The sequence below is a fragment of the Streptomyces sp. NPDC029139 genome, from assembly GCF_055564335.1.
The window spans coordinates 268,184-283,434 of the sequence record NZ_JBVHWN010000004.1; the positions used below are offsets into that span (position 1 = coordinate 268,184).

General features: G+C 72.8%; 13 protein-coding genes. 11 read left to right on the top strand and 2 right to left on the bottom strand.

The features are described 5' to 3' along the window. The first annotated feature begins 84 nt into the window (after nucleotides 1-84). Genes ACZ4VW_RS12280 through ACZ4VW_RS12290 form a run of 3 tightly spaced genes read left to right on the top strand, consistent with a single transcriptional unit; the run spans nucleotide 85 to nucleotide 2,926 of the window. Nucleotides 85-813 carry a DUF5819 family protein gene (locus ACZ4VW_RS12280; protein ID WP_467961235.1) on the top strand — a complete coding sequence of 243 codons (729 nt, stop codon included), beginning with the start codon at nucleotides 85-87 and terminating at the stop codon, nucleotides 811-813. An 11-nt stretch (nucleotides 814-824) separates the two neighbouring features. After that, the gene (locus tag ACZ4VW_RS12285; RefSeq protein WP_467961237.1) at nucleotides 825-2,231 is read left to right on the top strand and encodes an HTTM domain-containing protein; all 1,407 of its coding nucleotides are present in this window, start codon (nucleotides 825-827) and stop codon (nucleotides 2,229-2,231) included. Further along, nucleotides 2,228-2,926, top strand: a complete 699-nt coding sequence (locus ACZ4VW_RS12290) for a TrmH family RNA methyltransferase (RefSeq protein ID WP_467961239.1) — start codon at nucleotides 2,228-2,230, stop codon at nucleotides 2,924-2,926. The genes ACZ4VW_RS12285 and ACZ4VW_RS12290 overlap by 4 nt, the downstream gene beginning before the upstream one ends. A gap of 22 nt (nucleotides 2,927-2,948) precedes the next feature. Here ACZ4VW_RS12290 and paaN read toward each other — a convergent pair whose 3' ends face one another. Further along, entirely contained in the window at nucleotides 2,949-4,661 is a 1,713-nt protein-coding gene (paaN, locus tag ACZ4VW_RS12295) for a phenylacetic acid degradation protein PaaN (protein WP_467961241.1), read from the bottom strand. Between the two features lie 124 nt (nucleotides 4,662-4,785). Between paaN and ACZ4VW_RS12300 the strand changes: the two genes are divergently transcribed. Together ACZ4VW_RS12300 and ACZ4VW_RS12305 are read left to right on the top strand one after the other, a co-directional pair. Next, nucleotides 4,786-6,384, top strand: coding sequence for a 3-hydroxyacyl-CoA dehydrogenase (locus ACZ4VW_RS12300; protein ID WP_467961243.1), 1,599 nt, complete (start codon nucleotides 4,786-4,788; stop codon nucleotides 6,382-6,384). Further along, the gene (locus ACZ4VW_RS12305; RefSeq protein ID WP_467961245.1) at nucleotides 6,381-6,974 is read left to right on the top strand and encodes a TetR/AcrR family transcriptional regulator; all 594 of its coding nucleotides are present in this window, start codon (nucleotides 6,381-6,383) and stop codon (nucleotides 6,972-6,974) included. Before ACZ4VW_RS12300 ends, ACZ4VW_RS12305 begins: the two co-directional genes overlap by 4 nt. A gap of 95 nt (nucleotides 6,975-7,069) precedes the next feature. Here the strand turns inward: ACZ4VW_RS12305 and ACZ4VW_RS12310 are convergent, their stop codons facing one another. Continuing rightward, nucleotides 7,070-7,603, bottom strand: a complete 534-nt coding sequence (locus ACZ4VW_RS12310; RefSeq protein ID WP_467961876.1) for an Lrp/AsnC family transcriptional regulator — start codon at nucleotides 7,601-7,603, stop codon at nucleotides 7,070-7,072. A 192-nt stretch (nucleotides 7,604-7,795) separates the two neighbouring features. Between ACZ4VW_RS12310 and pdhA the strand changes: the two genes are divergently transcribed. The 6 genes from pdhA to ACZ4VW_RS12340 all read left to right on the top strand — a co-directional run bounded on the left by pdhA (nucleotide 7,796) and on the right by ACZ4VW_RS12340 (nucleotide 15,214). Next, the gene (pdhA, locus tag ACZ4VW_RS12315) at nucleotides 7,796-8,950 is read left to right on the top strand and encodes a pyruvate dehydrogenase (acetyl-transferring) E1 component subunit alpha (RefSeq protein WP_467961878.1); all 1,155 of its coding nucleotides are present in this window, start codon (nucleotides 7,796-7,798) and stop codon (nucleotides 8,948-8,950) included. Then, nucleotides 8,950-9,981, top strand: a complete 1,032-nt coding sequence (locus ACZ4VW_RS12320; RefSeq protein ID WP_467961247.1) for an alpha-ketoacid dehydrogenase subunit beta — start codon at nucleotides 8,950-8,952, stop codon at nucleotides 9,979-9,981. The genes pdhA and ACZ4VW_RS12320 overlap by 1 nt, the downstream gene beginning before the upstream one ends. Further along, nucleotides 9,981-11,363, top strand: a complete 1,383-nt coding sequence (locus ACZ4VW_RS12325; RefSeq protein WP_467961249.1) for a dihydrolipoamide acetyltransferase family protein — start codon at nucleotides 9,981-9,983, stop codon at nucleotides 11,361-11,363. The genes ACZ4VW_RS12320 and ACZ4VW_RS12325 overlap by 1 nt, the downstream gene beginning before the upstream one ends. Before the next feature lie 121 nt (nucleotides 11,364-11,484). Continuing rightward, complete coding sequence (locus tag ACZ4VW_RS12330; RefSeq protein WP_467961251.1) at nucleotides 11,485-12,348, top strand: DUF6457 domain-containing protein; 864 nt, start codon at nucleotides 11,485-11,487, stop codon at nucleotides 12,346-12,348. Next, nucleotides 12,345-14,132 carry a molybdopterin molybdotransferase MoeA gene (locus tag ACZ4VW_RS12335; protein ID WP_467961253.1) on the top strand — a complete coding sequence of 596 codons (1,788 nt, stop codon included), beginning with the start codon at nucleotides 12,345-12,347 and terminating at the stop codon, nucleotides 14,130-14,132. The genes ACZ4VW_RS12330 and ACZ4VW_RS12335 overlap by 4 nt, the downstream gene beginning before the upstream one ends. Continuing rightward, nucleotides 14,129-15,214, top strand: a complete 1,086-nt coding sequence (locus ACZ4VW_RS12340; RefSeq protein WP_467961255.1) for a potassium channel family protein — start codon at nucleotides 14,129-14,131, stop codon at nucleotides 15,212-15,214. The genes ACZ4VW_RS12335 and ACZ4VW_RS12340 overlap by 4 nt, the downstream gene beginning before the upstream one ends. Nucleotides 15,215-15,251 lie beyond the last annotated feature (37 nt).

Below are 15,251 nucleotides of genomic sequence, written 5' to 3' on the forward strand. Positions count from 1 at the left end.
TGAATGACTTCAATGGTCGGTCGACGGCCCGTATGGTGTCAACCCTGTGGATAACCGGGGTGGACCGATAGGGATCGGGGCGGGATGGACTCGTACGACGGCGTGAGGGGGCGCGAGGGGCGCCCAGTCACCGGATCGGGGGCACACGAAGGCGCCGGAATCGCCTCGCTCTCGCTCCCCTACCAGGTCGCCGCGGCCGTCGCGCTCGCTGTCGTGGGGGTCTTCGCCTGCGTCCACCTCGCGATGGTGTTTCTGCACGTCGCGCCGTCGAACACGCTGACCAAGCAGCACGGAGCGGCCGTCGACGACTGGATCTACCCCGAGTTCGAACAGAACTGGAAGCTCTTCGCGCCCAACCCGCTGCAGCAGAACATCGCCGTCCACGTCCGGGCGCAGGTCACCGGTGACGACGGCACCCGGCGCACCACCGGCTGGATCGATCTGAGCGGGCAGGACGTCGAGGCCATCCGCGGCAGCCTGATCCCCAGCCATACGGAGCAGAACGAGCTGCGCCGGGCGTGGGACTTCTATCTGAACTCCCACACCGATGATCACCGGCCCAACGGTCTGCGCGGGGAGCTCTCCGAGCTGTACATGCGCCGGATCGTCATGCTCCGCCTCGACGAGCGGCGTCTTGGCGGCACCGTGGAGCAGATTCAGCTCCGCTCCGCCGCCCGCGCCGTCCAGCCCCCGTCGTGGAGCAACGAGAAGACCGACACGGGGCCCGTCCACCGGGAGTTCCCGTGGTGGAAGGTGACCGCCGCCGATCTGCCCGGCGGCTCCGAGGACGACCGTACGGAGGCGGCCCGGTGAATCAGCCGTTCGTGAACCAGCCATCCGCCGAACAGCCCCCCGAGCAGGCACCGGAGCGGACGTCCGACCGGGCGTCGGACCGCGGCCCGGGCCGGACCCCCGACCGGACTGGCGGCCACGTCCCGGACCACGCCTCCGACCGGGCCCCGGACCACGCCTCCGCATGGGCCTCCGACCGCCCTTCCGACCGGCCCGCCGGCCGTGGTCGTGCCCGCGAACCGTTCGACCGGCGGCTCGCCCGGGCCGTCCAGCAGGTCACGGCCCACGCCCTCGGCCCGTACCAGAGCGCGATCATCCGCATCGGCTTCTCGCTCACCTGGCTGCTCTTCCTGCTCCGCGAGCTGCCCCACCGCCATGAGCTGTACGGCCCCGACGGCCCCTGGTCGTGGGAGATGGGCCGACGGCTGATCTCCGACAACAGCGCCTTCACGGCACTGATGTGGTCGGACAGCGGGCTCTGGTTCGAGATCGTCTACGCGGTCGCCGTGCTGTCCGCGGGCCTGCTCCTGGTGGGCTGGCGCACCCGCGCCGTGTCGGTGGTCTTCATGGTCGGGGTCCTGTCCCTGCAGAATCGCTCCGTCTTCATGGGCGACGGCGGCGACAACGTCATCCACCTCGCCGCGATCTACCTCGTCCTGACCCGCTGCGGCCAGGTGTGGTCCCTGGACGCCCGGCGGGCCGCCAGAGAGGCACGGCGGGCCTCCGACGGGCTGCCGCCCCGCCGCGACGCCGTCGGGCCGCTGCTGTGGGTGGTGTGCGGCGGTTTCCTGATCCCCGCCACGGCCTTCCTCGACGCCACCGGATCGCTGTGGCTGCTGGTGCTGATGTGGGTGCTGTGGCTGTCGCAGGCGCTGTGGTGGGTGGTGTGCCGCTACGCCCCCGGCGAGCCGCGCACCCTCCTCGACGTGTTCGCCAACCTGGCCCACAACGCGGCGCTCGTCGTGATCATGGCCGAGGTCTGTCTGATCTACGCCACGGCCGGCTGGTACAAGATCCAGGGCTCGCGCTGGCAGGACGGCACCGCGCTGTACTACCCGCTCGAGCTGGACTACTTCGCGCCGTGGCCCGCGCTGTCCGATCTCCTCGGCTCCAACGGCGTGATCGTCATGCTGTTGACCTACGGCACCGTGCTGATCCAGGTCGCCTTCCCCTTCGCCCTGTTCAACCGCAAGGTCAAGAACGTCCTGCTGGTGGCGATGATGTTGGAGCACGCCGGGATCGCGGTGCTCCTCGGACTGCCCCTCTTCTCGCTCGCGATGATCTCCGCGGACGCCGTGTTCCTTCCGACGGCGTTCCTGGTGTGGCTGGGCGCACGGGTGGTGCGTGGCCGGGACCGGCTGCTGTCGCGAGGGCGCGGGGATGTGCCCGACCATCGCCGTACGGGTGAGGAACCGGCCCCCCGTACCCTCGTGGGGTGAGCATCGCTGAACAGTCCGAGCCGATCCAGTACGACGAGGGGTACGCCCCCGAGGTCGGTGTCGGGCCGCATCCGGAGCCCTGGCCGGACGGCGAGCGCTACGACCCCGAGCTGCTGGCCGGTGGGGACCGGCGCAATGTCGTCGACCGGTACCGGTACTGGACGCGGGAGGCGATCGTCGCCGACCTGGACACCCGCCGCCACGACTTCCACGTCGCGGTGGAGAACTGGGGCCACGACTTCAACATCGGGTCGGTGGTGCGGACCGCCAACGCCTTCCTGGCGAAGGAGATCCACATCGTGGGCCGGCGGCGGTGGAACCGGCGTGGGGCGATGGTCACAGACCGCTACCAGCATGTGCGCCACCACCCGGACACCGAGTCCCTGACCGCGTGGGCCGCGGCCGAGGGTCTGCCCATCATCGGGATCGACAATCTGCCGGGCGCGGTGCCGCTGGAGCGGACCGTGCTGCCGAGGCGCTGTGTGCTGCTGTTCGGCCAGGAGGGGCCGGGCCTCACCGAGGAGGCCCGTGAGCACGCGGAGATGGTGTGCTCGATCGCCCAGTTCGGCTCCACCCGGTCGATCAACGCGGGGGCCGCGGCCGCCATCGCGATGCACGCGTGGGTGCAGCGGTACGCGGAGATCGGCGAGCCCGGGGCGATCGCGGAGGCCGGAGCTGCCGCGGAGGCCCCGTAGGACCTCCGCGACGCCGGGTGGCTCACGCCTGGCGGCGGACCTCCACCACGCGGAAGCGGTTCGCGACGAACGCGCCGTCGCACAGCGCCGCGTTCGCGGCGGGGTTTCCGCCGGAGCCGTGGAAGTCGGAGAACGCCGCCGTCTGGTTGACGTAGACCCCGCCCGTCAGGTTCAGCGAGAGCTGGGCCGACTCCTCCAGGCAGACCTCCTCGACGGCGCGCTCGGTGTCGGCCGAGGTGGTGTACGCCCCGACCGTCATCGCGCCCTTCTCGCGGACCGTGCGCCGCAGCAGGTCGAGCCCGTCGGCGGTCGAGTCGACGGAGACGGCGAAGGCCACCGGGCCGAAGCACTCGGAGAAGTACGCGGCCTCCGTGTCGGCCCCTTCCCAGTGCTTCCGTGAGCCGTCCAGCTTGACGATGACCGGCGTACGGACGACGGCGCCGGGGAAGTCCGGGTTCGCCACCTCGCGGGAGGCGAGCGCCACCTCGCCCAGCTCGGCCGCGGCCTCCAGGCGCGCCTTCACGTCAGGGTTGACCAGCGCGCCGAGCAGGGCGTTCGCCCGGGCGTCGTCGCCCAGCAGGCCGCCCACCGCCGCCGCGAGGTCGGCGACCACCTCGTCGTACGACTTCGGGCCCGCGTCGGTGGTGATGCCGTCGCGGGGGATCAGCAGGTTCTGGGGGGTCGTGCACATCTGCCCGCTGTAGAGGGACAACGAGAAGGCCAGGTTGGAGAGCATCCCCTTGTAGTCGTCGGTGGAGTCGACGACGACCGTGTTCACGCCGGCCTTCTCGGTGTAGACCTGCGCCTGGCGGGCGTTGGCCTCCAGCCAGTCTCCGAAGGCGGTCGACCCGGTGTAGTCGATGATCCGGATCTCCGGGCGGACGGCGAGGGTCTTGGCGATGCCCTCGCCGGGACGCTCGGCGGCCAGCGCCACCAGGTTCGGGTCGAAGCCGGCCTCGGCGAGGACCTCGCGGGCGACGCGGACGGTGAGCGCCAGCGGGAGCACGGCCCGGGGGTGGGGCTTGACCAGGACGGCGTTACCGGTGGCCAGGGAGGCGAACAGGCCGGGGTAGCCGTTCCACGTCGGGAAGGTGTTGCAGCCGATCATCAGCGCGATGCCGCGGGCGACCGGGGTGAACTCCTTGGTCAGCTCCAGCGGGTCGCGCTTCCCCTGCGGCTTGGACCAGGAGGCGGAGCCACCGGGAGTGCGGGTCTGCTCCGCGTACGCGTACGCCACCGCCTCCAGGCCGCGGTCCTGCGCGTGCGGGCCGCCGGCCTGGAACGCCATCATGAATGCCTGGCCGCTGGTGTGCATCACCGCGTGCGCGAACTCGTGGGTGCGGGCGGAGATCCGGGTGAGGATCTCCAGGCACACCAGGGCGCGCCCCTCGGGGCCGGCCTCGCGCCAGGCGCCCATGCCCGCGCGCATCGCGGGCAGCAGGACGTCGATGTCGGCGTGCGGGTACTCCACGCCGAGCGCCGGACCGTACGGCGAGATCTCGCCACCGGTCCAGCCGTCGGTGCCGGGCTGGTCCAGCTCGAAGCGGGTGTCGAGCAGTGCCTTGTACGCGTCGAGACCGGCGGCCGCGTCGAGCGAGCCGTTCTCTCCGTACGCCTTCGGGTGCTCGGGGTGGGGCGACCAGTAGGCACGGGTGCGGATGGTGTCGAGAGCCTGGTCGAGTGTGGACCGGTGCTTCTCGGCCAGGGCGTCGGTGGTCAGCTGAGCGGTGGCCATTGCAGGACCAACTCCTCGTCGAGCTGGGCAGGGAGTGACTGACAGAGTTAGAGTAACCGAACGATCGGTCGGGACAAGGGGGTCTGTCGAAGCTGTGGACAACCCATCGGGGAGGATCAGTCGTATGACCGCCAATGTGAGCGACTCCGCGCCGGACGCCGTGCCGGATCCCGCGCCGCGGCCCGGCGCCGAGGGCACCGTTGCCGCCGATGTCATCGACCCGAGCCGGACCGTCGCCGTCGTCGGCACGGGGACCATGGGCCAGGGCATCGCCCAGGTCGCCCTCATCGCGGGCCACCCCGTACGGCTCTACGACAGCGCCCCCGGCCGGGCCGAAGAGGCCGTGACCACCCTTGCCGCCCGCCTGGACCGCCTCGTCGAGAAGGGCCGGATGGAGCGGGCGGAGCGGGACGCCGCCGTGGCCCGCCTGCACGCCGCGAGCGATCCGTCCGAGCTCGCCGACGCCGCCCTCGTCATCGAGGCGATCGTCGAGAACCTCCAGGTCAAGCAGCAGCTCTTCGCCGAGCTGGAGAAGATCGTCGGCGACGACACCCTCCTTGCCACCAACACGTCCTCCCTCTCCGTCACCGCGATCGCGGGAGGGCTGCGGCTGCCCGGCAGGTTCGTCGGACTGCACTTCTTCAACCCCGCCCCGCTGCTCCCGCTGGTCGAGGTCGTCAGCGGCTTCGCGACCGACGCCTCCGCCGCCACGCGCGCGTACGAGACGGTGAAGGGCTGGGGCAAGACGCCGGTGCGGTGCGCGGACACCCCCGGCTTCATCGTGAACCGGATAGCCAGGCCCTTCTACGCGGAGGCCTTCGCGGTCCTGGAGGACCGAGGCGCCGACGCCGCCACCATCGACGCCGTCCTGCGCGAGTCGGGCGGCTTCCGCATGGGCGCCTTCGAGCTGACCGACCTGATTGGCCACGACGTCAACGAGGCCGTCACCCACTCCGTGTGGGAGGCCTTCTTCCGGGATCCCAAGTTCCGTCCGTCGCTCGCCCAGAGGCGCCTGGTCGAGTCCGGGATGCTCGGCCGCAAAACGGGCCGTGGCTGGTACACGTACAAGGAAGGCGCGCACCGGCCCGAACCGCACACCGCCGACCCCGCGGAACCGCCGGCCCATGTCATCGCCGAGGGCGACCTCGGAGCGGTCGGCACCGAGCTGCTGGCCATGATCCGCGAGGCCGGGATCACGGTGCGCGAGGAGCCCGAGGACAGGGGCAGCCGACTGGTGCTGCCCAGCGGTGGCCAGCTCGTGCCCGCGGACGGACAGACCTCGGTCGAGTTCCGCGACGTCGTCTACTTCGACCTGGCGCTCGACTACCGCGAGGCGACCAGGATCGCCCTCTCCGCCGGGCCGGACACCCCGCCCGAGACGCTTGCCCAGGCGACCGGGCTGTTCCAGGCGCTCGGCAAGAAGGTCAGCGTCATCGGCGACGTCCCCGGCATGATCGTGGCCCGGACCGTGGCCCGGCTCATCGACCTCGCGCACGACGCCGTCGCCAAGGGCGTGGCCACCGAGGAGGACATCGACACGGCGATGCGGCTGGGCGTCAACTACCCGCTCGGCCCCCTCGAATGGAGCCGGCGGCTCGGGAAGAACTGGGCCTTCGGCCTCCTCGAGGAGCTGCACCAGCGCGACCCGAGCGGACCGTACGCGCCCTCGCTGGCGCTCTTCCGTCACTCGTACGCCGCCGGGGAGCAGGAGGGCGGCCGATGACCACCGCGAAGCGCGACACGTACACCCCCGAGACGCTGCTCTCCGTCGCCGTGCGGGTCTTCAACGAACGCGGCTACGACGGCACGTCCATGGAGCACCTCTCCAAGGCCGCCGGGATCTCCAAGTCCTCGATCTACCATCACGTCGCGGGCAAGGAGGAACTGCTGCGGCGGGCCGTGAGCCGGGCGATCGACGGACTCTTCGGGATCCTCGACGAGCCGGGCGCGGGACGTGGGCGGGCCATCGAGCGGGTCGAGTACGTCACCCGGCGCACCGTCGAGGTGCTGATGGCGGAGCTGCCGTACGTGACGCTGCTGCTGCGGGTCCGGGGCAACACCGACACCGAGCGGTGGGCGATGGAGCGGCGCCGGGAGTTCGACCACAAGGTGGCCGAGCTGCTGAAGGCGGCCGTGGCCGACGGGGACCTGCGGGCGGACGTGGACATCAAGCTGGCCACCCGTCTGCTCTTCGGCATGATCAACTCGCTGGTGGAGTGGTACCGGCCGCTGCCGGGCGCCGACGCGGTGCGCGAGCAGCTCGCCGACACCGTCGTGCATCTCGCCTTCGACGGGCTGCGTACGGCCCGCTGAGAACGCTCCGGCGCGCCCTGGGGCGCGCCGGTGGCCTTGCTGGACCGGTGGCCTTGCTGGACCGGTGGCCGCCCCGCAGCGGCCTCAGAGAGCGGTCAGTGGTGGTCCGGGTCGAGGTCCGTCTCCTCGAAGACCAGCAGGGTGCGGGTGGAGAGCACCTCGGGGATCGACTGGATCTTGGTGAGCACGAGTTCGCGCAAGGTCCGGTTGTCGGGCGTGTGGACCAGCAGCAGTACGTCGAAGTCCCCGCTGACCAGCGCGATGTGCGCGGCGCCGGGCAGGGCCTGGAGCTGTTCGCGCACGGTGCGCCAGGAGTTCTGGACGATCTTGAGCGTGATGTAGGCCGAGGCGCCCTGGCCCGCCCGCTCGTGGTTGACCCGCGCGCTGAAGCCCCGGATCACCCCGTCGTCGATGAGCCGGTTGATCCGCGCGTAGGCGTTGGCCCGGGACACATGGACCCGTTCGGCCACGGAACGTATCGATGCGCGGCCGTCCGTCTGGAGGATGCGCAGGATGTCGCGGTCGATCGCGTCCAGCGGGCGCGCCGGGGCCCCCTGGGACTCCTGGGACGTCCCGTCGGCCGTCAGGCCCGGGCCCGTGGAGAGCGCCCTCTCCCAACCCTCGGCCATTTGTTCATCCGCCATGTCCCCCCGCCTCTCTCCCATGGACGACATGCTCCTATCCCAGGCTGTGGAGAACCGATTGTCCACAGGCTGAGGGCGCCTGTAGCCAAAATGCCTCCACGACCGAACAATCGGTAGGTGAGGCGCGCCACACCCGCGCCACCCGCCTTCGGGTCTTATGCCCGCTCCCACGAGGAGGTGGACTCGTTGCAACAGCGCAGTTCGACAGTCCAAGAGCCGCCCGCCGCTGCTTACCGGCCCACCCCGCCCCCGGCGTGGAAGCCGCGTACCGAAGCCGCGCCGCTGCTGCCCGACGCCGAGCCGTTCCGTGTCCTCGGTACGGACGCGGTGGCCGACGCCGACCCCGACCTGCTGCGGCGGCTCTACGCCGAGCTGGTGCGCGGCCGGCGGTACAACGCGCAGGCCACGGCCCTGACCAAGCAGGGCAGGCTCGCCGTCTACCCGTCGACGACCGGCCAGGAGGCCTGCGAGGTCGCGGCCGCGCTGGCCCTGGAGGACCGGGACTGGCTGTTCCCCTCCTACCGCGACACCCTCGCGGCCGTCGCCCGCGGCCTGGACCCGGTCCAGGCGCTGACGCTGTTGCGCGGCGACTGGCACACCGGGTACGACCCGCGTGAGCACCGCATCGCTCCGCTGTCCACGCCGCTCGCCACCCAGCTGCCGCACGCGGTGGGCCTGGCCCACGCCGCCCGGCTCAAGGGCGACGACGTGGTCGCGCTCGCCATGGTCGGCGACGGCGGCACCAGCGAGGGCGACTTCCACGAGGCGCTGAACTTCGCGGCCGTCTGGCAGGCCCCCGTGGTCTTCCTGGTCCAGAACAACGGTTTCGCGATCTCCGTGCCCCTCGCCAAGCAGACCGCGGCGCCCTCGCTGGCCCACAAGGCCGTCGGGTACGGCATGCCGGGCCGGCTGGTCGACGGCAACGACGCCGTCGCCGTCCACCAGGTGCTGAGCGAGGCCGTGGCACGCGCGCGACGCGGTGGCGGGCCGACGCTCGTCGAGGCGGTCACGTACCGCATCGAGGCCCACACCAACGCCGACGACGCCACCCGCTACCGCGGCGACAGCGAGGTCGAGGCATGGAAGGCACATGACCCGATCCTGCTCCTCGAGCGGGAACTGACGGAGCGCGGAATGCTCGACGAGGACGGAAGGCGGGCGGCGGCCGAGGCCGCCGAGACGATGGCGGCGGCGCTGCGCGAGCGGATGAACGCCGACCCGGTCCTCGACCCGATGGACCTGTTCGCGCACGTCTACGCCGAGCAGACGACACAGCTGCGCGAGCAGGCGGCGCAGCTGCGGGCCGAGCTCGACGCCGAGAGCGAGGCGTGATGACGACCAGCACAGCGGCCCGGAGTGGAACCAAGGCCGCGGCCAAGCCGGCCACGATGGCACAGGCGCTGCAGCGGGCCATGCGCGACGCGATGGCCGAGGACCCGACCGTCCACGTCATGGGCGAGGACGTCGGCACGCTCGGCGGTGTCTTCCGGGTCACGGACGGCCTCGCCAAGGAGTTCGGCGAGGACCGCTGTACGGACACCCCGCTGGCCGAGGCCGGCATCCTGGGCACGGCCGTCGGCATGGCGATGTACGGGCTGCGGCCGGTCGTCGAGATGCAGTTCGACGCCTTCGCCTACCCGGCGTTCGAGCAGCTGATCAGCCATGTGTCGCGGATGCGGAACCGCACGCGCGGCGCGATGCCCATGCCGATGGTGATCCGGGTGCCGTACGGCGGCGGGATCGGCGGCGTCGAGCACCACAGCGACTCCTCCGAGGCGTACTACATGGCGACCCCCGGTCTCCATGTCGTCACCCCGGCGACGGTCGAGGACGCGTACGGCCTGCTGCGGGCGGCGATCGCCTCCGACGACCCGGTCGTCTTCCTGGAGCCCAAGCGGCTGTACTGGTCGAAGTCCGACTGGTCGCCCGAGGCGCCGACGGCGGTGGAGCCCATCGGCAAGGCCGTGGTGCGGCGCCCCGGCAGCAGCGCCACGCTGCTGACGTACGGACCGTCCGTACCGGTCTGCCTGGAGGCGGCCGAGGCCGCCCGGGCCGAGGGCTGGGACCTGGAGGTCGTCGACCTGCGCTCGCTGGTGCCGTTCGACGACGAGACGGTCTGCGCGTCGGTGCGGCGCACCGGGCGGGCGGTCGTCGTCCACGAGTCGGCCGGGTTCGGTGGACCGGGCGGGGAGATCGCCGCGCGGGTGACCGAGCGCTGCTTCCACCACCTGGAGGCGCCGGTGCTGCGCGTCGCCGGGTTCGACATCCCCTACCCGCCGCCGATGCTGGAGCGGCACCATCTGCCGGGCGTGGACCGTGTGCTCGACGCGGTGGCGCGGCTCCAGTGGGAGGCGGGGAGCTGATGGCCCAGGTACTCGAATTCAAGCTGCCGGACCTCGGCGAGGGGCTGACCGAGGCGGAGATCGTGCGCTGGCTGGTGGACGTCGGCGACGTCGTCGCCATCGACCAGCCGGTCGTCGAGGTCGAGACCGCCAAGGCGATGGTCGAGGTCCCGTGCCCCTATGGCGGGGTGGTGACCGCCCGCTTCGGCGAGGAGGGCACCGAACTGCCCGTCGGGGCGCCGCTCCTGACGGTCGCCGTGGGAGGAGCGGAGGCCACGGGGACAGCGCCCGCGTCGACCGCGTCCTCGGTGAAGTCCGCCGCGTCGGCCGGGGACGCCGAGTCCTCGGAGTACTCCGGCAACGTGCTGGTCGGTTACGGGACGGCGGGGCCGGCGGCGCGCCGGCGCCGAGTCCGCCGGGACACCGTTCCCGCGGCCGCGACCCCGGTGACGGCGGCGCCCGCGCAGTCGACGGCCAGGGAGACGGCGCCCGCCCGGCACATGCCCGTGAAGCCGGCGGCCGCCGAAGGTCCCGTCCCGGTCATCTCGCCGCTCGTGCGGAAGCTGGCCCGGGACAAGGGGCTCGATCTGCGGGAGGTGCGCGGGTCCGGTCCGGACGGGCTGATCCTGCGGGCCGACGTTGAGTCGGTCCTGGCCGCCGCCGAGTCGGCCGCCGCGCGTCCGGCTCCGGCCGCCGCACCGGCGTCCGCGGCCGGGGGCGAGAGGATCCCGCTGCGCGGAGTCCGTGGTGCCGTGGCGGACAAGCTCTCCCGCAGCCGTACGGAGATCCCGGACGCGACCTGCTGGGTCGACGCGGACGCGACCGAACTCATGGCGGCGCGGGCCGCGATGAACGCGGCGGGCGGGCAGAAGATCTCGCTGCTCGCGCTGCTCGCCCGGATCTGCGCCCACGCCCTCGCCCGGTTCCCCGAGCTCAACTCCACCGTGGACACGGCGGCCCGGGAGATCGTCCGGCTGCCGTCCGTGCACCTCGGGTTCGCGGCGCAGACCCCGCGCGGCCTGGTCGTCCCGGTGGTCCGGGACGCGGGCACGCGGACCGCGGAGTCGCTGACGGAGGAGTTCGCGCGGCTGACGGAGTCCGCCCGGCAGGGCACGCTGACGCCCGCCGAGCTGACCGGTGGGACGTTCACGCTGAACAACTACGGGGTGTTCGGGGTCGACGGCTCGACGCCGATCATCAACCACCCGGAGGCGGCGATGCTCGGGGTGGGCCGGATCATCCCCAAGCCGTGGGTCCACGAGGGCGAACTGGCCGTTCGGAAGGTCGTCCAGCTGTCGCTGACCTTCGACCACCGGGTCTGCGACGGAGGCACGGCGGGCGGCTTCCTGCGCTATGTCGCGGACTGCGTCGAACACCCCGCGGTCCTGCTCCGCACGCTCTGACGGCCCGGCCCGGCCCGGCCCGCGCCCGCCCGGCCCTGTCCCCCGTCGCCGTCCGTCTCCATGGATGAGACGGGCGGCGATCTCCGGGCCGGACCGGGCGGGCGCGGATCATACTGCTGGCATGACGACCGTGTATGACGCCATCGTGCTCGCCGGGGGCGCCGCGAAGCGCCTCGGCGGCGCGGACAAACCCGGGGTACGGGTCGGGGGCCGGGCGTTGCTCGACCGGGTCCTGACGGGCTGCCGGGGTGCCGGCCGCACCGTGGTCGTCGGGGGACGCCGGACGACCGCGCGCCCCGTGGTGTGGGCCAGGGAGGAACCGCCCGGCGGAGGGCCGCTGGCCGCGCTCGACGCCGGGGTGCGCGCGGTGGAGGCCGGCACGGTGCTCGTCCTCTCCGCCGACCTGCCGTTCCTCGACGAAGGGACCGGCCGGCAGCTTCTCGAAGCCCTCTCCGGGGCGCCGGACGCCGAGGCCGCGCTGCTGGTCGACCCCGACGGCCGGGACCAGCCACTCGTCGCCGCCTACCGCACCGAGGCGCTCCGGCGTGAGGTGGATCTCATCGCCGCCGCGCACGGCACCCTCGACGGCCTCCCGCTGCGTCTGATCACGCGGGAGCTCCGCATCGTCCGGGTCGCCGCGGACCCCCTCGCCTCCTTCGACTGCGACACCTGGGAGGACATTGCCGCGGCCCGGACCCGTATCAGGGAGCATGGGAACGTGCTGGATGAATGGATCACCGCAGTCAAGGACGAACTGGGCATCGAGATCGACGTCGACACCGGCGTCCTGCTCGATCTGGCCCGGGACGCCGCTCACGGGGTCGCCCGCCCCGCCGCGCCGCTGACCACGTTCCTGGTCGGGTACGCGGCGGCGCGCGCCGCCGGTGGAGAGGGCGGCCCCGAGGCGGTCGCCGAGGCCGCCCGCAAGGCCGCCGCCCTCGCCAACCGCTGGGCAGCCGAGACGGAGCAGGGCGAAGCCGGATGACACCGCAGGAGCGCGCGGCCCAGCCCGGCACGGTGGCGGGCCACGGGACGGGCACCGAAACCGAGCCGGCCACCCGCTCGGGCACCGCGCCCGACATCGAGCTGGCCACGGGGTCGGGCATCGCGCCGGCCACCGGGCCGGAGGCAGCGCTCACCACCGGGACTGCGGGCGCCCGCGTGCCCGAGAGCGCCCCCGTACCCGAGAGCGACGGCGTGGACGAAGCCCTCGCCCTCGTCGCCCGGCCGCGTGCCGCCCGACCCCGGCCGGGCGCCCCCCGGCCCACCCCGTCCCATCGAGGCAGCAGCGCCCGGTCCGACGCCGGCCCTGGTGACCCGCGCCCCGGCGACGCCCGTCCCGGCGACGCCCGCCCCGGAGACCGGCACCCCGGCGACCCCCGCGCCGCCGACCCCCACCCCCACGAGTCCCGCCCCCACGAGTCCCGCCCCGGCGAACCCCGCGCCGCCGACTCCCACCCCGTCGAGTCCCGCCCCGCCGAGTCCCGCCCCGGCGACGCCCACCCCAGCGACCCCCGTGTCGCCGAGCGCCCCGCCGAGGCCCACCGCGCCACCGCCTGGCCCGCCGCCCGGGAGGTCGCCGGCCGTGCCGGAGCCGCGGCCGGGGCGGCGCGCGAACCCCGCCGTACGCCTCTCGCGCAGGCGCTCGGCCAGGTCCTCGCCGAGCCGCTCCGCGCGCTCACCGATCTGCCGTCCTTCGACACCTCGGCCATGGACGGCTGGGCCGTCGCCGGCCCCGGCCCCTGGAAGATCCGGACCGAGGGAGCGGTGCTCGCAGGACACGCCGCCGCCCCCGCGCTGGAGGACGGGACCGCCGTACGGATCGCCACCGGCGCCCGCGTACCGCCCGAGACCACGGCGGTCATCCGCAGCGAGCACTCCCGCACGGACACCGGCGGCCATCTGCACGCCCGCCGCGAGGTCGTGCCCGGCCAGGACATCCGCCCCCGGGGGCAGGAGTGCCGCTCCGGCGACCGGCTGCTGCCCGCCGGCACGGCGGTGACCCCCGCCGTCCTCGGCCTCGCCGCGGCCGCCGGGTACGACGCACTGCCGACCCCGCACCGCCCCCGTGTGGAAGTTCTCGTCCTCGGCGACGAGCTCCTCACGTCCGGGCTCCCCCACGACGGTCTGATCCGTGACGCCCTCGGCCCCATGCTCGGCCCCTGGCTGAACGCCCTCGGGGCCGACGTGCTCGCCACCCGGCGGATCGGCGACGACGCCGAGGCCCTGCACACCGCCGTGACCGGATCCGACGCCGACCTGGTGATCACCACCGGGGGCACGGCCGCCGGGCCCGTCGACCATGTCCACCCCGTCCTCGCCAAGGCGGGTGCCACCCTCCTGGTCGACGGTGTGAAGGTCCGCCCGGGCCACCCCATGCTGCTCGCACGCCTCGACGGCGGCCGGCACCTGGTCGGCCTGCCCGGCAACCCGCTCGCCGCGGTCTCGGGGCTGCTCACCCTGGCCGAGCCCCTGCTCCGCGCCCTGGCGGGAGCACCGGCTCCGCCGCCGTACCGGATGCCCGTACGCGACGGCATCCACGGTCATCCGCACGACACCCGGCTCGTACCCGTCGTCCACCAGGGCGACGAGCTCGTGCCGCTGCACTACAACGGCCCGGCGATGCTCCGGGGTATCGCCGCCGCGGACGGGATGGCGGTGGTCCCGCCCGGAGGCGCCCGCCCCGGCGACGTGCTGGAGATCCTCGACCTGCCCTGGTCCGGGTTCCCGGCTCTCGGCGCGACGGACCAAGGAGCGTGTTTCACGTGAAACTTCCCAGTCGGGATGTCATGGCCCGGCACGCGGACGAGAGGACCTCGCCCTCCCAGGTGCGGATGCCCCGGCAGGTCGTCGAGAAGCCGCTGTGGCAGGTGGGCAAGCGGCTGCTGATGGCGCTGGGCGTGCTGGTCCTCACGACCGTCATCGTCTATCTGGATCGCGGCGGTTACCACGACAACTCCGACGAGTCGCTCGACTTCCTCGACTGTGCCTACTACGCGACCGTCACCCTCTCCACCACGGGCTACGGCGACATCGTCCCGTACAGCGACTCGGCGCGGCTCGTGAACATCCTGGTGGTCACGCCGTTGCGCGTGCTGTTTCTGATCATCCTGGTCGGCACCACTCTCGAGGTCCTCACCGAAAGGACCCGGGAGGAGTGGCGGCTGAACCGCTGGAGGTCCACCTTGCGCGACCACACCGTCATCGTCGGCTTCGGCACGAAGGGCCGATCCGCTATCCAGACGCTCTGCGCGACCGGGCTGCGCAAGGAGCAGATCGTCATCGTGGACCCGTCCACGAAGGTGATCGAGACGGCGAACGCGGACGGTTTCGTCGGCGTGGTCGGTGACGCGACCCGGAGCGATGTGCTGATCCGCGCCGAGGTGCAGAAGGCCCGTCAGATCGTGATCGCCACCCAGCGCGACGACACGGCCGTCCTGGTCGCGCTGACCGCGCGCCAGCTCAACCGGGGCGCCAAGATCGTCGCCGCCGTGCGCGAGGAGGAGAACGCCCCGCTGCTGCGCCAGTCCGGTGCGGACGCCGTGATCACCAGCGCCAGCGCCGCCGGACGGCTGCTGGGCCTCTCGGTGCTCAGCCCCAGCGCCGGCACGGTCATGGAGGACCTGATCCAGCAGGGTTCGGGTCTCGACCTGGTGGAACGGCCGGTCATAAAGGCCGAGGTGGGCAAGAGCGTGCGCGAGACGGAGGACCTCGTGGTGAGCGTGTTGCGCGGCCACCGGCTCCTCGGATACGACGACCCTGCCGCAAGCCCGCTGCAGTTGACGGACCGTGTGATCACGATCGTGCGCGCGGCACCCCTCACTCCGCTGACGACCCCTCCCTCCGACTAGAGAGGGTGTCTTGCCGATCTTGCCGGGCTCGCGTGCC